The following is a 22,505-nucleotide window of genomic DNA, read 5'->3' as shown; positions in this document are numbered from 1 at the left end:
GTTTTGAGATTAAGATGGCAAGGCACTGAAAAGCGTCAGGTCAATCATCAATTACAGTGCCAGTTTGATTGGCGGAGAGAGCGTCTTTCGATTTGGCGCCTATAGCATTGAAAACATTTATCTTTTCGCGCCGCATGTTACACAGTTTGTTACACAGCTACCTGGCCCGCCAGGCGAGCCAGACGATCGTCGCCGGAAGCCGACGGCTACGCGCCAACAATCCTTATTTAGGCAAATTCCTACTCCGTCCTCCCGCTTACCAGGGAACCGGACAACTAAGGCTGCCGTTCTCCTGCGCCGATCAGGAGTGCTGCAATGTTCAACCCTTGGGTGGATCTGTGCCTTACGATGATGGAGGCGCAACAAGTCATCTGGCTCCGGGGTCTGCGGATCGCGCAAGGCGGCAAGACAGCGGAACGCGAGTCCCTGCTGATGGTCAGTGAAAAAATCGAGGCAGCCGGCCGCGCCGGAACGATGCTCACCATGGGAACATCCGCCCCGACAAGCTCGATCAATTTTACGGCGGGAAAATCAGGGCGAACAGAAAGCGTCTCTCACGGTGAAGCAGCGTCCCCACTAGGGGCGTTCTATTTTTTAATCGCAATGAGTATCGCCTCATAAACGCTGCCAACCTCTTCGTCGATTTGCGTACTGGATATCTTGAGAGACTTTGCGTCAGCAAATAGCTGCTGCGTTAGCTCGGCGACCGACAAAATGTCCGAACCCCTGGCCGTAGGAATGTTGTTCGCCAACCATTTCCGAAGGAAATCGGCGCCGCGTTTGCTCATTCAAGTCAAGCTGGCTGTTGCCATTAGGTTCCTTCCTCCCGGAAGTCGTGCAAAGATGCATGTCGTAGGTCGTTCTCACCGCGCAGTCGGGGCCGATCAAGCCCGGTTATATCCACTGCATCGCGGTCTAGAGAGGGTTCTGCTCCTGGTCCAAAGACCTCCCAGCCCGGCCAACCACGCCTTCGGTCGAACTCGTCCCGGCGCCTGTTACGCAGTTTGTCACAGCTATGTGACGAGTCGCGATCAAAGTCGCTGCTTCAGAGTTCGGCAGCTAATCCCTCCTAGCTGACGAAGACCGGCCGCTTGGAGACAGCCTCGTCGCTCCTTCTGCATGCCTCAGCGCCAGAAGCGTCTTGTGTTGACCAAGGCGTCGTGTGCCTCCGCGGCGTCCTTGAGAAGCTTGGACTTGTCCTCGGCGCTATAGAGGTCCTTTGCACTAGCAACGTCCGAAAGCCACAGCGCTGCCAGCATATCAGGGGCGGTGGCGAGATCGTTGAGACTGCCGAGCTGGTCCTGCAGGTCTTCCATCGCCTCTATGAACCGTCGATGGCGTTTGGCTTCCGCCTTGCTCTTGTAGAGCGGCTCGAAGAACTCAGCCGCATAGCGTAGCTTCTTTGCGGCGATGCGCAATTTATGGCGGGTCTCGTCATCGGCATCGATGAGACTGTTGCCGCCCTTCACCACCTTTTTCCAAAATTTATCAAATACACCGGAGGCGAAATCCCTTGCCGACTGCCCGTGCAGCGTGTCGCTCGATTGGTCGGTCCGCCAGTCCCTGATGGAGATCCACTCGGTGGCATCGATCATCAAGGAGCGGGCGCGCACCGAGGAAAGCGATGTTTCGACTGCCGCATAGGCATCGTCGCGCGCATTGTGAAGACGGCTTGAAAGAGCCTCGCTCGAAGCACGGTCGATCATCACGTCGATATTGCGAGCATCGCCAAATTCCGAGGCGAGCCATTTCAATTCTTCCCGCAGGTGGTCAAAACGGCTGTCATGGAACAGCGACTTGCAGATCGAGCAAAGCGAGCGCAGCCGGCGCAGCGACACGCGAGCCTGATGCAGGGCCTCGGCATCGCGGGACCAGCCCAGCACCGTTTCATTGAGACGAAACTGTTTGAGACAGGCCGCCGCGATGTGCGCGAAAGCCGTTGCCGCGCTCATCTCGGACGTGAGCGGGGTCGAAGCCGCTTTCACAGCGCCGGGAGCTGTGCCCAGCAGATGATAGCCCCGTTCAGCTTTGCTCAGCACTCCGACATGTGTCGGTGTGATGAGGTCGACTTTCCTGGCGAGCGCGAACAGCGCTTTCGGCGAGCCCGCCTTCTTTTCGAACTCGATCTCGCAGAGTGGCGCCTCGCGATCGGCTGCAACGACCTTGCCAAGATCCAACGCAACTTCGATCGTGGCGTCCTGATCCGACACATTCCAACGATGCCGTTTGACATGGACCTCGAACAACGCGGCGAGCTTTGGGCCAGCATCTGCGAGCAGATCTCGGATCTGCGGATCATCAAGTATCGGTGTGTCGCCGGCGACCGGCCGTTCCCACTCCTCGCGTGTGAACGATCCGGCTGCGACACCATCACCGGCTTTGACGGTTTGTATGCGTTCATTTCCCGATTGCCGGATGCGAAGCGACAGGCCGCGCTTGGACAGATCCCATCCGGGAGTGTCGAAATAGATGGATGTCTGCTGAAGAATGATGGGCGGGGATCCGAACGGATTCTTCTTCAGGAGCGACCGCGCACCCGATTGCAAAAGCTCGAGCTTCAGTTCCGTTTCCTGCATGATGCTCTCGGCGTCGCTCACGGCAATCGAGGCGACCCACCCCATCGTGCGTCATAAGACTGTCACAAACAACCGCCCGCCTCGACCACTGTGGCCAGACCTCAAGCGGACAGACGACAAGGAGCGAGCCGGAACCGGGCGCGGACGGGCGTCAGGATTTCTAGAGCCGAAAAGTCTCCAGTTGCGCGAAGCTCCAGACAACATTTCGGAGGCGGCTCCAATGACAATTTGGCGGCTTTGGAGCCTCCGCTTTCACGTCCTGCTCTCGTTAGACGTTAATATGGAAATTGGCAGCCGCGGTATCATCCCCACGCGATAACAAGGTCGCGCAACCAGCCTCACATTGTTGGCGGGCATTAGTAAGTGGAAATTTTGCAGCTCATATTAACGGTTGACGTTGGCAAGATGCATATTATGCTCCTTGTTAACGTTTATCATTAATAAGGAGCGCCGGGATGGCTGCGGAGGGAAGAAGCGGACGGTATGTGAGACAGCCCCCAGGCTACCGAGCTTTCATACCTTCTCCGTTGCCGCCCAATCCCCAACTCACCATCGACGCCGAGCTTCAGAATCTCCTCTCCAGGGCCGATCGAGCTTTGGGCCGACTGGACGGCTCCATACAAACGCTTCCGAACCCTGATCTGTTCGTGATGATGTACGTCAGAAAGGAGGCGGTCCTATCCAGTCAGATAGAAGGCACCCAAGCTTCTATCAATGATCTCCTGAAGGCCGAAGCCGACATTTATGACCAACAGATGCCAAAGGATGTTGACGAAGTAGTCAACTACCTTTCCGCGATGAACCATGGCATTGCTCGCCTTGACGAACTGCCTTTGTCGGTTCGCTTGATTAAGGAAATCCACGAGAAGCTCTTGCATGGGGTCCGCGGTCACAAGCTCCAGCCAGGGGAGCTTCGGCAAAGCCAGAACTGGATCGGACCCGGCGGAAGCAATTTGAATTCTGCTAGTTTCATTCCGCCGCCCCATGAGGTTGCTGCTGAGGCGTTAAGCGACCTCGAGAAATTCCTTCACGCTGAAGATCACATTCCGCCGCTCATCAAAATCGGTTTAAGCCACGCCCAATTTGAAACGATACATCCATTTCTCGACGGGAATGGAAGGGTCGGCCGATTGCTCATAGCGTTTTTCCTTTTCGAACGACGGCTATTGATGCGGCCGGTCCTCTACCTTTCCCACTACTTCAAGCAGAATCGGCAGGAGTATTATGATCGCCTCCAAAAGACGCGCGTTGAAGGAGATTGGGAGGGGTGGATAAAATTCTTTCTGAAAGGTGTGGGGGACGTCGCAGAACAGGCTACGGAAACGGCCCGCGAAATAGTAAGCCTCCGAGAGGGCCATAGGTCAATAATATCTGATCAATTCGGAAATTCTGCTGGCAAAGCGAACAAGGTCTTGGAGCACTTATACCGTCGCCCGACTGTTAGCATAAATAACGTTCGCGACGTGCTCGGAATCAGTTTTCCAAATGCAAGCGCTTTAATTGACAAATTTGTTGAGGCCGGCATGCTAGTGGAGATCACTGGGCAGGCCCGTAACAGGCGCTACTTCTATGCGCCGTACATCAACCTTTTTTCCAACCTTTAGGTTAATGGTCAGCCTCCAGTTGACCCGATGAAATTCGCACGCTTCGCTACGCGCATCTCGTTAGGGCGCAGCAACGGGAAATTCGGTTTTCGTACATTTGCTCAATTCCGTCTTTGCTGGTGGGCACAGCCAAACCGTCACATTCGGCGTGAAATGACGGAGCGCATTCGTCATCTCCTGGACATTCTGCTCGCAACTTCCCTCAGCGCAGTCCTGTAGAATGAGCCCAGGAATGCGCGTCGCAGTTCCTTGCGTAAACTGCCGGAACTCACCCGACTGCTTAAGAGCACGTTCCAGTGCATGCTCCCACAGGTAGACCGGTTCGATTGCGATCAGGTTTCTGTCGCTGAGGCAGTCTATGGGCTCTCCTCCCAGGCTCAAACCTTTCGCCATGCCGGCACAGTACATATCCCTTCTGGCCACTCTAGTGTCGTCGACCCCGCCTATCTCCATCGGAGAGGTGTCGCCAGCAGTGTACGCTATCGTTGCGATCTTGGCTCCGTACTTGTCTGAGTAATTCAGCATGCAAGTATTTGGCTCTTTCGTGGCGCCGTAACCGTCATCCTTCGACCCCATATCCCGCAGCGCCACGTTTACAAACGAAGGCTTCTTCGGATCGACCTCAATGTCGTCCAGAACCTTCTTCTGAGTCTGGATGTCTATGAAATAGAAATGTCCGGTAATTGTCTTGGAATTGCTGTCCATCTGGGAGCACATAAACTCAGGTCGCACGGTGGCGACGGATGCTCCTTCGTTCACAAGAACGGAACGCAGAAACGGCACATGAACGAAGATCTCGTCGCCTTGGCGCGATGCCGACGTGTCGTCAGCCCCCACGTTGATCAAATCCTGTCGCAAAAATTGCATGGTTACGCTGGCTGTATCCAGCCTAAGTATCTGCAAAACATTGGTTTCAGCGGCCAGTATGAAAGCCGCGATTGCCGTGAAGGCTGCAGCTGGGAAACTGATCCAGTCTTTCAAAAACGCGGCGACCTTTAGAAGTCGATCCCGGCGTATTTCTCCGGCCGTCTTCTCGCCGATGTCGGATCTGCAGACAGGACAAACCACGGCAAGCTGGGGAATTGTGCTGCCGCACTTGGGACAGCTTTTCGTGCCTGCGGAATCTGGCTCCGCCGGCTTTGGGTGAGCTTCCTTCGTCATGGATGATCTCCCGGAAGAAGAAACTCTTGGGCCGCTTCAAAGGACCACTTCTGGCTCTCGTCCGACAGACTGAGCAACCATATGCTGGAGTAGTCTTCGTCATCCCAGCCATCCGGTGTGATTTGAGCGTACCCGACGATCGAGCGCGCTAGGGCAGGTATCGATTCGTGCTGCCAGCAGACAAGAACGGGGGCAGACTGCTTGATGATATCCTCAGCTGCCTCGCTCTCCTGCCCCTTTGAGTTGCGTGTATCCGGCTCGATTAACAGGCGTTGCGCAAGCGGCGTGACCGTCTGAAGCGGCCGCCGGCTTCGACTGCCTGTCCCATCCTTTTTGATAACGCCAGAGGCCACGATCGCCTTCGGAACCCGTAGTGATGCCGGCGGAGAAAAGAACAGGCTGGCCAGCGCGCCGGCACGTTGCCAGCCACGAACCGTCAGCGACTTGTCATCCTCCTGGCCGAATTCGTCGACGCCGAGTGCCGGGTTGCCAGGAAGGGGCTTTTCCGCATGCCGGATGATCATGATCAGTTTGTCAACCATGCTTCTACCCCACAGGTTTGCGTTCCGGAGTCGGATTTCCGAGCAGGTCGGTCGGCACCAATTGATGTTCAAAGGCGGCGAAGTAGGCAGCCCACCGGTCGTCCGAACTTGCGAAAAAGACAGCGCCATCTTGCCAGGTGTCATTGGTCGTTGTGGTCGTCCCTTCGCGGTAGGCGAACTGCTTTCCCGTCGATCCCTGGTTCATATTGGTGTCGTGGATGCCGGCGCCCTCTGAGTAGAACCGCCCGAACACATAGACATCCCACGCAGCTTGACCTGCTTGCTGCAAGAGGCGGCTCACGATGCTACCGGCTCGGGATGCAGGCTCCCGTCCATCGGATCGCTCAGGCGCCACGGCCGGTTTCCGCCAGAACGTCGGACCGTGTGAAGTCCAGCGCCGGAAGCGCGTTCTTGTCGATTAAATCACACCGGCCCGCTTGCGTCGCCTGGAGCGCCTGGACTATCGCAACGTCCCACGCCGCCCCGGCAACATCCAGGGGCACATGCAAATGATACTGAGTTTCGTGACCGAGGGGCTTTGCCTTGAGAACCGGCGCGCCGTTGATTTTTGCTTTCACGAAACCGTAGCTGAGGGACATGGGACGGATGCTCTTTCTTTTGAATGCGGCGCCAAGGTGGCCTCACTTCGGGCTACTAGGCCGCTAGGGGGCCATTTGCAGGCTGCAGGTCGCCTTCAGGCGAAATGGTGCCAAGGGCTCAAGCTAGGTTGGTGGAGCCCCAAACCAGAAGTCGAGTTCCCGGATGCGCCGCTGGTCGTACGGTCCTGCCGGTGACTTGATTTGCCAGTCGCCGTTATCGGCAAGGCCAGTCCATTTCGGCTTGCCGTTCTGCTGCTGTACAGACTGCCGCCAACGGTATTGGGCGTAGATCTCCATGATCTTGCCGGCATACTGACTTGCCAAGGCGCTGTTACCCGTGACGATCACCATGTTTTCGTCGTTCACGCCGCTTGCCTTTGGCCCAAGGTTGTGGGAGCCGGTAATCACGACCGAGTTGTCGCCGTAGGGATCGATCACGATCACCTTACTGTGCACCATGGCATGGGCTGTCGGGAGCTTCAGGGTCTCTTTCGCCCAGTAGGCAAAGCGACCGGGTATCTCGGCGGGCAGCACTACATCGGAATTTGCATCGATCCGCTCGCCGCGATTGAACAGCACGACGGGGTTCTTGGCTGTGCCCGGATTCTGATTAAGCACTCCCTGAATGTAGAGGTCCGGTTTGAACGACGGGCTCGAAGGAGAGGCAAGCTCAATGATGTCGTTGAGGAGGGTGCCTCTCGGGCCAGGGTTGAACATCGCAAAAAGGATACCTTGCCGGGCTGACTTGATCAGCTCTCCGCCCTGTTCAAGATCGGATCCGTCGTGCATTGGTGTGAACCAGACGGTGGCTCCCTTCGACTTCGGCGTTGTTCGCGGCTTTGAATTGCTCTCGTAGAGCGAAGTGGGCGACTCATCGCCATCTCCGGCGACTACTTTCCATTGGTCGAAATAGAATTGGGCGACCGCTGGATTTTCGATCAGCAGGGCATTGTTTGCCTGCGTGCAAAGGCCGGTCATGGTCCAGTTCGTGCTGCCGGTCCACACTGACTGAGGCGTCTTGTCGGCATCGCAGATGACCAGGAACTTATTGTGCGCGAGCGCACGGGGAGCGCTCATGCGGTTTCTGACGTCGCAACCCGACAGAGCCGATCGCGCCGCTTCGTTTTCATCCTCGCCTTTTTTCTTCACGCTTCCGTTGCCGAGCACGATGTGGGCCCGCTTTTTGAGGTCCTGAAGGAGGGGGATGAGCTCCGGGTCGTCAAGTTCGAAGAGGGCGGCGTAGACGTGCGCTTTGCCTGCTTTGGCGGACTGAAGCAGCGATACAAGCTTGTCGCGGATCGGCCCGGCCAGGAAGCGGCGAATCTGGTCGTGGGGATCCGCAATTGCCTTCTTTAGCTTCGTCGTCGGTGCTTGCTCAGGCAAGGCCCGGGCGAGCCATTGGCTGGCAACGATGCCGCGGTTGAAGAAGCAGCTTGCGCGCCCGTCGGTTTCGGCGCCGATCTCTGCATTCTCACTCCAGGCGGAAACAAATTCCTTGGATTCCTGTAACTTGTCAGCCTGTCTGATCATTGCTGACACACGATAGCCAACGACGTCGCCTGGGTTCACAGCAAAATCGGCCCAAAGATACTTCTGAATTGGCCACTCCGTTGTGGGTTTGCGCGTTCCTTCGGGAACGTCAGGTCCTCCGGCAAATCCGACCCAGCTTGCTACGATTTCCTCAACGAAACCGTCGGAGTCAGCGGGCGCTATCGTGTTTGGACTATGAGCGCTTCCAGGCGCACGTTTGATTTTCCGGCGCAGCGCAAAGCCTCTGCACTGATCGATGAACGGGCTGCGCCACGCCAACAGCGCGCTGTCGACACCAGGATGAACGATCAGCTCTATGCTCATTGCCCCTCTCCCCGCTGATGATTTTGCCTGGCAAACATTCACGACATTATGACAACGCAGCAAACTGTTTGGTCGGCGGTAATTTTCAAGTCGGCTAACTATAATTGCGCATGCTTATTGGGAAACCAAGCCGTCCGCCTGACTTCAGCAAGTGCTCCCTCCAAATAAAGCATTATGCTACACAACTCTATTCGAGCGAGGTGAAATCGAAGCAGCTCTTGCTACGTTCGTACCAAAGCGATGGAACCGTATTATTGAGCTTACATTGAGTCAATGTACATAATAACTATTCGATTGCATTCAACTTATAATTGCTGGACAAACTGCTCAGTTGGGTGAGCCGAACAGTAAAGGAATGATGAGCCGGCTCAATGCCGACAGCTGTCATCTTGCTCGGGACTTTGGGTTCGGGGTAGACGTTGTCGGGACGAATTCAGCCGATCCACGCGAGCTCGGAGCAACCGAGAGGCAGCAAAGAGCGATGGTCTCGCCACCAACCAGCTAGATAAGGGTTGTCACCTCAAGCAATCCGCCGATCGGAGCTCGAACGCAGGCAGCGCATTTCGATGTGATCTTTGTGCACGTTGAAGGTGAGCCCAACCCGCGCGACGATCGCGACCCCGTGGCGCTGTTCGGCCGCGGTCTTCAGCTTCTCGGCCGCAGATGCGCATTCCTATGGGAACCAGCGACGTGCGGCGCGGATGATTGGCCTGACTGCCAAACCGGCGCGCAAGCTTTGCTCGTGCGCCGCTCGGCTGTGGAGCGAAAGGACACGCAAAGTACGTATAGAAAAAGCGGTGCGTTGAGCTCAAAACCTGCAAGCCCAACGATATTTCTGAACCAGAGCCTAAGGTCGGTTCTGTTGTGCACGTCAGCGAAGCTGCTGTGCATCGAAGACCGGATCTTTGATCTTACGGGCGGAGCAGAGCTCGCACGCTGGGCAGCCAACGCTGCAAGTCGAGCAGGGCGCAAAGTAGCTTTGCTTTGCCATGACACACAATCAGTATACCGCAACCAACAGCGAATTATTGGAGAAATCGGCCTGAGGATTGGCATTTTGATCGGGGAGCCCCGATCCATCCTTCCCATCTATGATTTCCATCGCATTGACTCGCTTGTTCCGCGCTTGGCTCGTGAAGAGATCGCTTTGATCATGAACCGGATGACATACCCTCCTTTGGTTCTCGGCCCCGACGGCGAACTTGTCCTCGGGGACGCATGTGTGTCTGAAGAAGATTTTTGGTCGGTATTCGCCCCGGCCGAGCTTAACAGGTGGCTCGCACCAAATAACTGAGATTCCGGCCGCCGCTCAGGGCAATCCTGATGCTAGCCGACACTCTTGCCTGTAAGCCTTCCACGGCTGGGTTCTGGGGTTTCAAACGCGCAGAAGGCATCGAAGCTGCCGTGGGGACTATTTGCATCGAAAGCGCGGCTGCGGTTCATAGCTTGAAGTGTCATGATACAGTAATAGGCATTCGGGATATTCAACTCCGGTGGAGGGGTTGGGCGATGAACCGGCTAACGGTATTGGCTACATTTATAGCGATCACTTGTCCTTGTTTGGCCGAAGCACAATGCCTTGCGGAGGCGGGTGATTTTGCAGAGCGCATTTGCGGTGAAGTCAAGCAAACGGGAAAGTCCACCCTGATCACGGGCAAAGGCGATTTGACAGCTGCCGCCAAGGGACTGATCGCAAAGGCACTTGGGCAACTCGGCGGGGATGTGGGAGTCGATATTCAAACGAACGACTTCGAAAACGTCCTTCAGGAACAGTTGGCTGGCGAGCTCATCAACGTACGTCAATGCGGGACGCAGATGGCAACACTCGCCATCAATCAAGTCTGCACCAAGGCGCCGCACTGGAAGGTACGTTCGAATCAGGCTTTTGGGCTTGATCACTGGGAAGATGAAGCAAAACTGACTGGGGCCACCGGCTGGCGCGGAGGCGGTTATAATCCCGAGGCGTATTGCACCGATTTTATCAACGCTGTTCTCAACAGTCGCAGCCTGGGCGACAAACCACATGACGTCACCGATATTAAGTCGTCAGAGGAAAGGAGACGAACCGGCTTGTTAAGGGACCATGCTGAATATAACTACCATTGCACTATCAATCTGCACTGGAATCCCGTCTACAAGCAGAAATCGGATCCAATCTGCGGACAAGAATAGCCGCGGCTGGGCGCTGTTCATCCATGGAAAAGCGAACTGCGCAGCGCTCAGGGTCGTCTGGGCGCGCGCCAGCCGGGCGGCGATGAGTTTACAGCGTCGCCACGGGCGAGAACGCCCGGCTGCATCCACGGCTACTCCAGGCGTCGCCATTTGTGCGCTGCCCGTTATATTAGATACAGCCAGATAGCTGGCCACAAAAACGAGGCAAGCGCACCCTGCAGCCGGGTGCTCGGCGACGCGGCCGCAGAGAAGCTCGACATTAGTCTCGATCAGAGGGCAACCGCTACGTTCGCGATTTTTTTGCTCGCGACTTTGCTACCGCTGACTTGGTTGTCGCGGCGGCGGTACGAGTTGCCCGCTTCTGCTTGGGCTCTGCGATCGGCTCTGACGGCTTTCGGCCAAGACCGGCTGCTTTCGCCAGTGCAGAGCGGGCGGCAGCGTAGTTGGGTGCCACCATTGGATAATCGGCAGGTAATTTCCATTTCTGCCTATAGTCATCCGGCGTGAAATTGTAGTGGACATTCAGATGGCGCCGCAGCGACTTGAATTTCTTTCCGTCCTCAAGGCAGACGATATAATCCGGTGTCACCGATCTCTTTATCGAAATCGCCGGCTCCTGCTTAGTGGCGGTCTCCGTCTCAGACGTACCAACCCACTGTAAGGCAGCGTAAATATCCCCGATCAGCTTCGGGAGTTCCGGCACCGGTACCGGATTGTTAGACACGTATGCGGAAACTATGTCGGCGGCGAGTGCTATCAGATCGCTGTTGTCTTGCTGCTCAGCGGATTCGGTCATGGTGCTTCCCTTTGAGGTCCATCAGTTACAGCACACCCCCATTTGTGCAGTTTGTGCAGGTACATTGTCGAGATCGCTTTCTCAATGACGAAATCCTCTGAACGTCGTGGATTCCATTAATGCCAAGCCAAATATCTCATTGATTGTTCGGACCTCACCGCGCATTATCGCGCTGGGGGTGGGCTATGACAAAATTACCGAACGCTGCTCAATTCGAAGTCGTGGTGCAGGTTCCACGACAGTTCGACAAATACGTCGATTCGGCGATGCTTCGGCTCCAATCTCTCTATCCTACCTGCCGTCTCGCAACGATTGACGGTGCGATATCCATAGGTTCGTCGGGCAGTCTTGCCGAGGATCAGCTTCGCAGGGCTGTTCTCCATACCCTCTACCGCGAGAAAATCTATGCGGAAACTCTGTCGATGCGTCAGGCGCTGTTCAGGGCGGTAACTGGCCGATGAACTTCTGGCCGCTGAAGTTTCGCGAGACGTCGGACGGTTCGATGCTCTTTTGCGACGACGCTGGCGGTTTCTTCAAAGCCGATCACGGCTTTCTGGACCGGTATGCCGCCGACGAGCTGTCTGCCGCCGATCTGGCGTTCCTCAAAGAAGGAGGTCATGGCTTCGACCGAGAGCTGGATGTTCACTGGACATCGTTCGCCTACAGGTGGGCGCGGCGGCAGTCCAAACCGCAAGAAATGAACTACGTCATTCTGGTTCCGACGCTCAGGTGCAATCTCACCTGCGGCTACTGCCAAGTCTCGCGCGCGCCTGAGAATGCCCGTGGCTTCGACTGGTCACACGAAACCCTCGAAGGCGTCCTTTCCTTCGTCGACGGCTTGCAAGGCCCGGACATCAAGATCGAATTTCAGGGTGGCGAGCCCTTGCTGCGGATCGACTTGCTTGAAGCTGTTCGGAACTTTTGCCGCGAAAAATTTGCGCGACCGCAGTTCATCGTCTGCACGAACCTGCAAACGTTGGACGCACGCGCATGGGCTTTCCTGGACGCCGAAGACACCCTCATCAGCACCTCGCTGGATGGAGATCGGATGACACATGAGCGTCAGCGCACCCACGACAACAAGGTTACTGACACTTTTTTCCGAAACCTCGAGACAGCTGTTTCTCGCTATCCCGAGGGGAAGATTTCGACGCTGCCGACGGTCGACATTGCCAACCCGCCCGACCTTGAAGGACTTCTCGACAACTATGAGCGATACGGAATTCGATCCGTCTACCTGCGCCCGATAAACCACCAGGGATTTGCCCGGAAGCTCGATCAGGGCAACAACGTGCTGACGCGCTGGAATCGTCTCCATTCCGAATTCATCGACCTGTTGATCGCTCGCAATCACCGGACCGGCCGCTTCATGGAGGAGCACTATTTCAGCCAGTGCCTGAAGCGTGTGCTCCGCTTGGATGCCGACAATCACGTGGACATACGCAACCCCAACTTCTTCGCCTCCGACTATATAGTCATAGATCATGACGGCCGCTTCTATCCGACAGACGAAGCCCGGATGCTGTCCAGGATCGGCCGCATAGATCTAAGCATTGGCGACGTCAGGACGGGGATCGACCGGGCAACGGTCAACCTTCTCGATTCCGGAGCATTCAATCACTTCGATCCGGATTGCATCCATTGCGCCTATCAGCCGTTCTGCGGCACCGACGTCATCGATGACATTTCCCGCTACGGCCGGATCGACCTTCCCAGGCCCGACACGTGGTTCTGCGGCCGGCATTTGTCACTCTTCGACAAAGTGTTCGAGGTGCTCTACCGCAAGGACGCGCCGGCCCGTGCCTCGGTAGCCGCGTGGCTCGGCGTGAATACGTGGGACGACAGCATGGCCCCGGTGCATTCATGATTCCACTGCGCATCAAGGTCGAGGCAAACGCTGATCGGCCCTTTGTCGTGCGTATGCGCTCGTTTGAAGCGGGGGCCTGGCAGCAAAGGGCTGAGCAATTGAACCCCTTCGACGTGACCTTGGAGCGCGTCAGCTCGGAAGGAGCTGACTACGTAGGCGAGGGCGGCTCGATCCGAGTCCTGGGGATTGATCCTTCCAAGATAGACGGGGACGTGTTGTTGGTTAATCCCAGGCGCGGAACCGCGGATCGCCTCATCCGCAGCTCCTCGCAGCACAACACCTTTCTGGTGACCGAGCGATGTGACCAGGTTTGCCTGATGTGCTCGCAGCCCCCTAAGCAGCACCATGTGGACCTGTTCCCATATTTCGAGGCTGCGGCGTTGCTTGCTCCGGAAGGCGCAACGATCGGCATTTCCGGCGGGGAGCCAACGCTTTTCAAGGCCCAACTCTTCGGGTTTCTGGAGAAGCTGCTTGAGGCACGCCCGGATCTTTCTTTCCATGTGCTGACGAACGGCCAGCATTTCGATCAGGATGATTGGGGGCCGATGAACCGTATCGATCAGGGTAGGGTGCTTTGGGGGATTCCCCTGTATTCGAGCGACCCGGCCGTACACGACGAGATCGTTGGCAAGACAGGCGCGCACACGCAGCTCATGGAGAACCTCGCTCTCCTATGCGGCCTCGGTGCGTCGATCGAACTTCGCACCGTTTTGATGCGCCCGAATGCTTATGGGCTGCCTCAGCTGGCAAGATTTATTGCGACTGCTCTTCCGTTCATTCGGATATGGGCACTCATGCAGATGGAGAACATCGGCTTTGGCCGCATGAATTGGAAAATCCTGTTCTACGACAGTTCAGAGGGCTTCGACGTAGTCGGACAATCCATCGATTTCGTCAGAACCCGCGGCATCAACGCCCGGCTTTATAATTTCCCGCTTTGCACCGTACCGGAACCATACCACCATCTGGCACCCGCCACGATCTCCGACTGGAAACGTGCGTATCGGGAAGAATGCTACGGATGCGCTTTGAAGCCGCAGTGCGGCGGATTTTTCGAGTGGCATCCGCGCAATCACGGATTCAGCAAGTTCGGAGCTCTCCAATGAAGAAGCGGCTTTTCGCGATTCCATCTCTGCTCGCGGCGGGGTTCCTGCCGGTCAATGCACAGGCTTATCTAATCAAGCCAACATTGGATGGCGACCTCGGCAAGAGAAGATCGCTGTTCGATATCTTCAAGCTTGACCACATATACACCTTGGCCGGACATAGCAGCCACAGCTCGCACAGCAGTCACGTCTCGCATTCGAGCCATCGGTCGTCGACGGGCGGTTACACCTACATCCCGCCGGCACCCAGCGATCCCGCCCCGCTCTACAGTGCGCCAGCGGCGCCGGCACCGACCTACCAGGCGCCCGCTGTCGCGCCTGCGCCCACACCGCTTAAGACGCTTCCAGGCAACGCTTACCGATTCAAGGAAATTGTGCAACAAGTCGAGTTCGCTTTGCTCGCGTTCGGCTACTACAGTGGGGAGATAGACGGCGAGATGAATCCCGAACTGAGGGCAGGGCTTCAGCGTATGCAGACAGACTACGGGCTAAAGGTAACCGGCACCATTACCCCCGAAACGCTGACCGCACTGAGGATCGAGGCGCGTTGAGCGCTCAGCCGGCCAAGGAAATTGCCGACAACTTGAATAACCCGGGCATTTGCCCTCACGGTCGTGGCAGGAGTAGAAGCTCTCCCGGGGGAACGAACGACCGCATTCGGGATCGGCCACGCAGACAGCAAACGACCATAGTCAGGCGCAAAGCGGCCGTCGCAACTGAGCTATTTTTGAATTTCGTTTAGTAGGAGGGCGGCCGAAGCAGCGATCGCCGCTAATTGTTGCGTCATTTCGGGCAATCTGTTAGCTTGTATGGATGTATGAATTATCATTAGAACTGATGGCTCTGCTAGCGGGGACGTTCTCTCTGATATCGAACGTGATCCAAACAGTCGATCTTTTTAAAAATACCTGAAATTTTGGATATGATTTCTTAGACGCGAGCGAATAAACCCTCGCCAGATCAAGAAATCTTGAAGGAGGTTTGGCGCAAAGAGCTGTTAAGGTCGTTGCGAGACTTCTGGCGCAAACCAAACGAGCGGCTGGCAGTCAAGTCTCTCTGAGAAGTTTATCCCGGCAGTGACGTTAGGGGCAACCAAAGCTCCCCATAAAAAGCCTTGGGTGGGCGCTCACGTAAAGGAGCCGCTTAGAAATATGTTGTCCGAAGCCGGTTGAGCTATCTTTCGGTGCCTAACAGGGCAGGCGTCGTCCTTAATCGCTTGACCTTCAGACCAGCCCCCGCCAATTTCCTCATTGGGGGGGAATCTTGGCAAGTTCCGTAGTATCTTCAGTGTCGGATGCTTCGCGTCCGCAAATTTTCGGTCAACTCGGCCCGGACATCTTTACGGTGTTCTCTGGCGGCAACCGGCTGCTCTATGAGCGTGCGATCCTCGCCGTCTACGACGACCTTTACCGGTCCGACCTTCTATTCCCGACGGAGGCGGAGGTAGTCGGCGTGATTTACAACTGCATTACGCGGGAGCCCGGCCTTTGGGCCGAGGACGAAGCCGCCGTCGATCTCGACCGCCTCGTCACGCGGACCGGCCGACGAGTCAGGCGTCGACGCGTCGCAGGTGTAGACGATCAGGCCACCGGGACCGCGATCAGCCGGTCCCGGCACATCTACAACCGGATGCTGCAGACGGGCTGGCTGGACGAGGCGAGCTATGGCCTCAAGACAACCGTGGAAATGCCGTCCGGCGCGATGCGTCTCGCCGAATTCCTGTGCTCCCTGAAGGATGGCGGGGCCGAGCAACTCGGCGGCCTGGTGGTGGAGGTGAGGAACGCGATCCGTGCGGTGCGCGAGAAGCCGGCCGAGAACGCTCTCGGCCTCAACAAGGCCGCCCAAGACTCGGCGCGTTTCGGACGGTACCTAAGAAGCGTGCTCGCGGCCCTGCGGGAAGTTGATCGGCAAGTGCTTTCCTCAGAGACGCTTGCCGAGCGGCTGCGGCACTATTTCGAGGACTTCGTCGAGCGGGTGCTCCTGCGCGACTACACGTCCATCTCGACCACGGCGCATCCATATCGACATCGGCGAACTATTCTCACCTCCCTCGACGAGTTGGAAGATTCCGAGATTGACTTGGCAGCGGTTGCCGACGCGTATCTTGAAGCCCGGCTCGTTCCCGATGGGCAAGCGGCGCGCGACCTGGTACAAGAGGACCTGTTCCGAATCCGCCGCGTGTTCGAGCGGATCGAGGAATCCTTCGAGGCGATCCAGCAGCATCGGTCCAGGCTCGAAACGCGACTGCGCAACGTGGTCCGATATGCGGGGCGCCGGACCAATTTCCTTCAGCGCAGCGAGCACGTGATCCAGAGTCTCGACGACGCTCTTTCGCGGGGCGTTGACGATCTTACGGTGCGAGGATTGATTGAGCCTCGCATGACCGTTGTCGCGCCCGAGCTTCTCGCGAAGCCGCGCGGTGCCCGGCCGGAAATCGCCGACGCCGACCTGGCCCTTCCGCCGCCCGATCCGATACGCGAGTTTAGGCGTCATCTTGAGCGGGAGTACTTGGATCGCCTGACTGTCTCGCCGGCAAAGGTCAGCCGTTTCCTCGAACGACGGGTACCGCCCTTTGGCGAGACCACAGCGGCCTCCATGAGGATCGAAACCGTCGATGATTTCCTGGCTTTCGAAGCCATCCGATTGATGGTCGCCGGCGGCCTCGGTGCCGACGCGGACTCGCGGCTCGCGAAGGCGCTCGAAGGCCGATTCGAACTCGTAGCCTGCGGTGAGACAGTGTCGAACGAGTGGCTGGATTGCGGCGGCTTTCACGTGAAGCGCCTCGACGACAGCATCACCCTCGAGGTCGGGTATGCTGCTTGAGTTCAACGCCCTCGAAAGCTCGAACCCCCGCGGCTTCCTGCGGGTCACGCAGCTCATCGCACATCTGATGCGGAACCAGTTCGCCCACGTGGAGGACCGTGGGGCCGCGACGCTGCTCGAAACGCTGCACCGTCCGGAACTCGCGAAACTCGTCTCGGCTTACTTTGACGTCGCCGGCTACCGTCTCGTCCATCGGGAGACCGAAGGCTGGGCTGGGATCCTGCCCGATCCGGAGCGCACGTCGCTGCCGCGGATGCGCATCGATGAGACGATCGCCCTACTCGTCATGCGACGGCTATGGGAAGAGGCGCTCCAACTCGGCGAAATCTACACCAACGGAACTGTCCGCACGACCCTCAACGAGGCGTATGCGGCCTATCAGGGCATAGTCGCCGGCACCCGGCGTGCGGCGCTTGCGCCGAACGAGTTCCGCGACGTGCTCCGGATGCTCGAACGCAAGGCGATCGTTCGCCTCGATGAGTTCGACGTAGACGCGCAGGATATGGATCTCGACATTCGCGCGCTCGTCACGAGCGTCGCCGGCGACGACTTCGTTGCGTCGCTCGAGCAGATCCTGTCGCGTCCGGTCGCCTCGAGGCCCGATGCGGACGATGAGGCCACGGCGGGAGGCCAGGCATGATGGAACTGCGGCGTATCGTCCTCGTGAACTGGCACATGATGGTGCAGGCCGACCTCGATCTTGCCGGCGATGCGGCCATCCTCGGACAGAACCGATCCGGCAAGTCCACGATCATCGATCTGATACAGGCGATCATGGCGGGCGGTTCGTCCCGTCTATACCGGTTCAACCGTTCGGCGGGCGAGAGCGGCGGCCGCTCGGACCGCACGCTAGGAGGGTACTGCCTCGGCCAGCTCAACGAAGATACGTTCCTCAGACCCCAGGCGAGGAGCCACATCGCGCTTGTCTTCGAGGATCCGGAGAGGCGACGGAAGCCGGTGAGTATCGGGCTGTCCATCGAGGCCGCACGCGGCCAGCAGACGGAGGTTGCGGGGCGCTTTGTCGCCGAGGGTATTGGCGTCGATAGCTCGATGCTGCTGGATACCAGCGAAGATGCGTCCCGGCCGACCGCGTGGCCCGTCGTCCGCCGGCGGCTCGACCAGGCCTGCGGCGAAGCGGGTGGTCAGCTCCTCACGCTGGACGACGCTAAGACGTTCATCCGCGAATACATGCGTGCGCTGTTCACAGGTCGTCGCACGTCGGATCCCGAGCGGTTCGTCCGCACTTTCGTGGCCGCGCTCTCCTTCACGGACATCTCGTCTGTCGAGCAGTTCGTGCATCGCTACCTACTCGAACCCAAGCCGATCGACATTGCCGAGCTGCGCGACTCCATCCGCCGCTACCGCGAGATCCAGAAGACGATCGCCGATCTCAACAGAAGGCTGGAGGCGCTTCGCGCGATTCGTGCTCAAGTGGAGGAGTTCGACCGGCTTCTCGCCGAGGAGCTCACCTGCCGCGCGATCGAGAAGACCGCCATGCTGGTCGAAGGATTCTCCCGGCTGTTGGCGAATATCAGTGAACAAAGGTCGAAGTCGCACGAACTTCATGCAGTCACGGAGGAGTTCGCGCGGGTGGAGGAGGAGATAGAGCACGAAAACGAGGCGCTCGCATCCATCCGGCGACAGCTTGCCGCGACCGGCGCGCAGGGGCAGCGCGCCATCGTCGAGCAGGAGATCAAGGGGCTGGAGCGGGACCATGCCGGCATCATGGAACGTCTGCTGGCTCGACACCTCAGCGCGGCGCGCGCGATCCAACTCCTGGAGTTGCGCGACAAGCTGAGCGTCATAAACCCGGGCGAATTGTTCCGCGCGCTCGAGCGCGTCGAGGAGGCCAGCCGCGGGCTCGCGCCGCCCGATTGGCCACGCGATCCGGCGAAGATGGACGATCTGCTGGAAGCGGTCTCCGAAGCGGCGATCGCCCGGATGGAAAAGGCGACCGATCAGCGAGATGAGGCCATCGTCTGGGTCAAGCAGCTTGAGGCCGAGGCAGCCGAGGATAGCAAACAACTTGCTAGTGCCAGGCAGGGACAGATCACCCTTAGCGCAGCGACCTCCAAACTTATGGAGGCCCTGCGCCGCGAGGGCATGACGCCGCGCACACTGTGTGAGGTCGCCGACGTCGTAGACGAACGGTGGCGCAATGCGCTTGAGGCGCTGCTAACCCGCGACCGCGAAGCCATTATTGTCGATCCGGAACATGCCTACCTTGCCACCGAGATCCTGCGGCATGGACGCGACGCCTATCCGGGATGCCGCGTAGCCAACACCCGCAAGCTCCAGTCAAGGACCACCGTTCCTGAAGGCGGCACGTTGGCCTCGATGATCCACAGTGACGACAGGCTGGCCATGGCGTTCGTTGTCTTCAGGATAGGCAATGTCCGGCTTGCGCAGAGCCAGGACGAACTTCTGTCCGGTGGTCGCGCCATCATGGCTGACGGAGCTTATTACGACGGCCTAATCACCGAGATGCGCCGGCCGGACGGCCTCAAGATTGGCCGGGCTGCGGCGCCGCTGATGGAGGCCACGCTGCGAGAGCGGATCGAACAGCGCTCGCAGCTTCTGAGGATTCATCTCGAGAAGAAGCGCTTCTTCGAGGATGCGATCCGGCGGCTCGAGGATTGCAGCAGGCTGGTCGCCGAAAAGGACAGGTTGGAGGCGCTTGCATTCGCGCTGGGGGATCTTGCCGACAGGCGCATCGACGCGCGGCACAGGCTGGATCGGATATCGGCCCACGTCGATCCCGAACTACTCGACGCCGAAACGCGGTCGCAGGCCTTATTGAAGAGCCTCAACTTAAATCGCGATGAACTGATCGGTAGCCGCGAGACGCTCAAAACGCAGATCGAGCAGGTCAAGGCGAGGCTAGGCGCCGGCGACCAAAGCGTCGGTTCTTATCTATGTCTTGCCCTTCGCCGCCGGCAGTTCCGCAGTGTCGTGACCTCCACAGCACAAATACAATCGCTCCGCGAGCGATATAGAGCGCATCCGGCTAAAAATCCGGCCAGGATTGCTTCTGACATGCAGAAGGCTGCGGACGAAGCGAAGCAGGGGTATCGGGAACTCGGTCACGAGATCAGGACATCTCTTGGGAGGTATGCGATCGACTTCCCCGACGCGCTCCAGGGCTATGCGGACGTACCGATCATCGGCACCATGGGTGTCGGACGGCATTGCGATGCTGGAAGATAACGAGCTCATCCGGTACCGCGAGCAAGCGGACGAGGCGGCGGATCGGGTTTCACGTCTTTTCAAAACAACCTTCATTCATGAGCTGAACAGCCGCTTCGGGCAACTTCATTCGGAGATGGAGAAGGTGTCGGCAGCGCTCCGTACACGCCCCCTTCACGGCGAGATCTATCGCCTGGCGGAGCTCGTTAAACCGGAGTTCGACGACCTTTATCATCTCGCTAAGGACAGCGAGGCCGACGAGCGCGTGCTGGATGCTCTGTTCGGCCGGGCCGAGCCTCGCGACGAGCGGCACGCGCGGGCGCTCAGGCAGATAGAACAGCTCCTCGCTGACGAGTCCTTCGACTTTACGGTCTTTCAGGACTACCGCAGCTATTTCACCTATGACCTCAGGATGCGGGACGTCACCACCGGACGGACGACGAGTTTCGATCGCCGACGCGGCGTGGCCAGCGGTGCGGAACGCCAGGTGCCGTTCTACGTCGTGATCGGAGCAGCCCTCGCCAGCGCTTACCACGGCGTCCGCCAGGCGACCGCGCCGAGCGATCTCGGGATAGGACTTGCCGTGTTCGACGAGGCCTTTAGCAAGATGGATGGCCCCAACCAGCGGACGCTGCTCGACTTCTACCGCGCGATCGGCCTTCAGGTCGTCATTGCCGCGCCGACCGAGAAACGCGCGGTCGTCTACGAGAACCTCGACTATATAATAGATGTATTCCGCAGCGGCGACGTTTCCCTCGCCGAATCCATCCGAATCAAGGATCGCGCCCGCGAAGAGATGCGCGCTGCCAATCCGCAGCACGCGACGGACGACGAACTCGCGGAACGCCTCGGTCTAAAGGCAAGTGCTGCCGAATGAGCCGGCGTGGGTTTTCGACTATCATTTCACTTATCGACAATCTGCTCGCGCGACATGAACGCAATCCCGCCGCGCGAAACCTGATCGCCGCGATCGACAATGACGGCTTCGCCAACATGGACTTGCGAGACACCTTCGATGAGGAACTCGCAGTGCTGGAACGAGCGGGCGGAATCGAGCTGATCCAAACCGGCCCCAGGACGGAGCGTCGGGTAACCGGTGTAAGGCTAAGGGATGCTAGGGTGCTCTACCGAAAGGTCGAACGGCGACCGGCTGGCGAACTAGCGTACCAAGCTGTTTCAGAACTGCGGTCGCAGCCGGGGCTGCCCGCCGGCGCCACCAGCTTGATCGACGACGTCGTCGCAGCTTGGTCGCGGGGCGTGTCCCACATCGGAATCCGGAAGGGGGAAGGGCGAACGCTTGCAGACGTGATAGGCCTCGCCATCGCAGTACGCGATCGCATGTCGGGCGATCCGCAGGAGGATCAGGACTTCCGGACGTTCTCGCGGCTCACGGTCGGCAACAGTAAGGTGCTAGAGAAGAATGTCCGGCAGGTCGCAGCAGCGATGACGAAGATCTTCGCGGGCATGGACGAGCAGACTCGCCTCAATCCGGAGGAGCTGCTTGCTAGCGCCGGTCTCAGACGCCTGCCGCAACCAATCCTGCTGCACGGTGACGTATCGCTGGACGGACGGTCTTTTCCGGCGATGCCCTATGTCGGAATACCCACTGACTGCGCCGGCGGGATAGGTCTTCTGACGAAGCCCGACTACGTCCTGACGATCGAGAACTTCACTTCATTCGTTCGGCACGTCCGGGAGGTCGCACGGTCCGAACAGGCCCTCGTCATCTATTCGGGTGGCTTCCCTTCACGACCGGCGCTCGCGACGATCACAAGGCTGGCAGCCCAAGCGCAAGTGCCGACATTTCACTGGGGAGACATGGACGCCGGAGGTGTCCGCATATTCCAGCACCTCGAAAGACATCTTGCCGGCTTCGACATTCCGCTGCGTCCCCATATGATGGACACTGAACTGCTCCGGCGCTTCGGGAAACCCGCACCGGGCGTGGCCGGTCCTGTCGCTGACAGGCACGCGAGCGCGGTCGCCGCCTTGGCGGATTTCCTCACCGCGAGTGGTCTTGTGCACGAGCAGGAGGAGTTCGATCCCAGAAGCCCGATCACGGAGACTCTTGCTCCGAAGGAGCAGAAGGCGCCCATGCTCCGCCCGGATCCCTTGCAGTGAACGGGGATCATGCATGGTTTATGCCGTCGTAGGCGGCAGTCGGCTGACTACCGCAGTCGTCGATAACAGCGAATTTAGACGTCAAGTTGCCAAGCAGC

The 22,505-nt window shown here is 58.3% G+C and carries 20 protein-coding genes; 13 read left to right on the top strand and 7 right to left on the bottom strand.

From position 1 onward, the window contains the following. Nucleotides 1-315: 315 nt before the first annotated feature. Entirely contained in the window at nucleotides 316-621 is a 306-nt protein-coding gene (locus RFM98_RS27265) for a hypothetical protein (RefSeq protein ID WP_320223432.1), read from the top strand. 503 nt (nucleotides 622-1,124) lie between these two features. Here the strand turns inward: RFM98_RS27265 and RFM98_RS27260 are convergent. Then, entirely contained in the window at nucleotides 1,125-2,576 is a 1,452-nt protein-coding gene (locus RFM98_RS27260; protein WP_320311674.1) for a CYTH and CHAD domain-containing protein, read from the bottom strand. A 455-nt stretch (nucleotides 2,577-3,031) separates the two neighbouring features. Here RFM98_RS27260 and RFM98_RS27255 point away from each other — a divergent pair, with 455 nt between their 5' ends. Further along, the gene (locus RFM98_RS27255) at nucleotides 3,032-4,180 is read left to right on the top strand and encodes a Fic family protein (protein ID WP_320223434.1); all 1,149 of its coding nucleotides are present in this window, start codon (nucleotides 3,032-3,034) and stop codon (nucleotides 4,178-4,180) included. Between the two features lie 60 nt (nucleotides 4,181-4,240). Here the strand turns inward: RFM98_RS27255 and RFM98_RS27250 are convergent, their stop codons facing one another. From RFM98_RS27250 to RFM98_RS27230, 5 genes are all read right to left on the bottom strand, one after another. Further along, nucleotides 4,241-5,341: a hypothetical protein gene (locus RFM98_RS27250; RefSeq protein WP_320228512.1), complete on the bottom strand. Its 1,101-nt coding sequence runs from the start codon at nucleotides 5,339-5,341 to the stop codon at nucleotides 4,241-4,243. Further along, entirely contained in the window at nucleotides 5,338-5,883 is a 546-nt protein-coding gene (locus RFM98_RS27245) for a hypothetical protein (protein WP_320223436.1), read from the bottom strand. The genes RFM98_RS27250 and RFM98_RS27245 overlap by 4 nt, the downstream gene beginning before the upstream one ends. A gap of 4 nt (nucleotides 5,884-5,887) precedes the next feature. After that, nucleotides 5,888-6,184, bottom strand: coding sequence for a DUF2278 family protein (locus RFM98_RS27240; protein WP_320311673.1), 297 nt, complete (start codon nucleotides 6,182-6,184; stop codon nucleotides 5,888-5,890). A gap of 43 nt (nucleotides 6,185-6,227) precedes the next feature. Continuing rightward, the gene (locus tag RFM98_RS27235) at nucleotides 6,228-6,482 is read right to left on the bottom strand and encodes a hypothetical protein (RefSeq protein ID WP_320223438.1); all 255 of its coding nucleotides are present in this window, start codon (nucleotides 6,480-6,482) and stop codon (nucleotides 6,228-6,230) included. Nucleotides 6,483-6,605: 123 nt separating this feature from the next. Further along, a complete protein-coding gene (locus RFM98_RS27230; protein WP_320311672.1) occupies nucleotides 6,606-8,336 on the bottom strand; it encodes a phospholipase D-like domain-containing protein in 1,731 nt (576 codons plus the stop codon). A gap of 568 nt (nucleotides 8,337-8,904) precedes the next feature. Here RFM98_RS27230 and RFM98_RS27225 point away from each other — a divergent pair. Together RFM98_RS27225 and RFM98_RS27220 are read left to right on the top strand one after the other, a co-directional pair. Beyond that, nucleotides 8,905-9,630, top strand: a complete 726-nt coding sequence (locus RFM98_RS27225; RefSeq protein ID WP_320223440.1) for a hypothetical protein — start codon at nucleotides 8,905-8,907, stop codon at nucleotides 9,628-9,630. Between the two features lie 215 nt (nucleotides 9,631-9,845). After that, nucleotides 9,846-10,508 (top strand): hypothetical protein, encoded by a 663-nt coding sequence (locus RFM98_RS27220; RefSeq protein WP_320311671.1) that lies wholly within the window; start codon nucleotides 9,846-9,848, stop codon nucleotides 10,506-10,508. A gap of 283 nt (nucleotides 10,509-10,791) precedes the next feature. Here the strand turns inward: RFM98_RS27220 and RFM98_RS27215 are convergent, their stop codons facing one another. Next, nucleotides 10,792-11,304 carry a Ros/MucR family transcriptional regulator gene (locus tag RFM98_RS27215; protein ID WP_320223442.1) on the bottom strand — a complete coding sequence of 171 codons (513 nt, stop codon included), beginning with the start codon at nucleotides 11,302-11,304 and terminating at the stop codon, nucleotides 10,792-10,794. Between the two features lie 185 nt (nucleotides 11,305-11,489). On the opposite strand from RFM98_RS27215, the gene RFM98_RS27210 reads away from it, so the two are divergent. The 9 genes from RFM98_RS27210 (at nucleotide 11,490) to RFM98_RS27170 (ending at nucleotide 22,407) form a co-directional block, all read left to right on the top strand. After that, nucleotides 11,490-11,765: a hypothetical protein gene (locus RFM98_RS27210; RefSeq protein ID WP_320223443.1), complete on the top strand. Its 276-nt coding sequence runs from the start codon at nucleotides 11,490-11,492 to the stop codon at nucleotides 11,763-11,765. Beyond that, nucleotides 11,762-13,171, top strand: coding sequence for a His-Xaa-Ser system radical SAM maturase HxsB (gene hxsB / locus RFM98_RS27205; protein ID WP_320223444.1), 1,410 nt, complete (start codon nucleotides 11,762-11,764; stop codon nucleotides 13,169-13,171). Before RFM98_RS27210 ends, hxsB begins: the two co-directional genes overlap by 4 nt. Continuing rightward, the gene (gene hxsC / locus RFM98_RS27200) at nucleotides 13,168-14,277 is read left to right on the top strand and encodes a His-Xaa-Ser system radical SAM maturase HxsC (RefSeq protein WP_320311670.1); all 1,110 of its coding nucleotides are present in this window, start codon (nucleotides 13,168-13,170) and stop codon (nucleotides 14,275-14,277) included. Before hxsB ends, hxsC begins: the two co-directional genes overlap by 4 nt. Then, nucleotides 14,274-14,828, top strand: a complete 555-nt coding sequence (gene hxsA, locus RFM98_RS27195; RefSeq protein WP_320223446.1) for a His-Xaa-Ser repeat protein HxsA — start codon at nucleotides 14,274-14,276, stop codon at nucleotides 14,826-14,828. Before hxsC ends, hxsA begins: the two co-directional genes overlap by 4 nt. A gap of 712 nt (nucleotides 14,829-15,540) precedes the next feature. Then, on the top strand, nucleotides 15,541-17,100 hold the full coding sequence (locus RFM98_RS27190) for a Wadjet anti-phage system protein JetA family protein (protein ID WP_320228519.1): 1,560 nt from the start codon (nucleotides 15,541-15,543) through the stop codon (nucleotides 17,098-17,100). After that, complete coding sequence (locus RFM98_RS27185) at nucleotides 17,090-17,740, top strand: DUF4194 domain-containing protein (protein WP_320223448.1); 651 nt, start codon at nucleotides 17,090-17,092, stop codon at nucleotides 17,738-17,740. Before RFM98_RS27190 ends, RFM98_RS27185 begins: the two co-directional genes overlap by 11 nt. Continuing rightward, on the top strand, nucleotides 17,737-20,307 hold the full coding sequence (locus RFM98_RS27180) for an ATP-binding protein (RefSeq protein ID WP_320311669.1): 2,571 nt from the start codon (nucleotides 17,737-17,739) through the stop codon (nucleotides 20,305-20,307). Before RFM98_RS27185 ends, RFM98_RS27180 begins: the two co-directional genes overlap by 4 nt. Then, entirely contained in the window at nucleotides 20,294-21,163 is an 870-nt protein-coding gene (locus tag RFM98_RS27175; protein ID WP_320311668.1) for an SbcC/MukB-like Walker B domain-containing protein, read from the top strand. Before RFM98_RS27180 ends, RFM98_RS27175 begins: the two co-directional genes overlap by 14 nt. Beyond that, complete coding sequence (locus RFM98_RS27170; RefSeq protein ID WP_320223450.1) at nucleotides 21,160-22,407, top strand: Wadjet anti-phage system protein JetD domain-containing protein; 1,248 nt, start codon at nucleotides 21,160-21,162, stop codon at nucleotides 22,405-22,407. The genes RFM98_RS27175 and RFM98_RS27170 overlap by 4 nt, the downstream gene beginning before the upstream one ends. Nucleotides 22,408-22,505: the final 98 nt, after the last annotated feature.

This window comes from Mesorhizobium australafricanum (assembly GCF_033977265.1).
GTDB classification, from domain to species: domain Bacteria; phylum Pseudomonadota; class Alphaproteobacteria; order Rhizobiales; family Rhizobiaceae; genus Mesorhizobium; species Mesorhizobium australafricanum.
The sequence above is the reverse complement of the archived record's forward strand: the minus strand, read 5'-3'. Positions and strand labels throughout refer to the sequence as shown.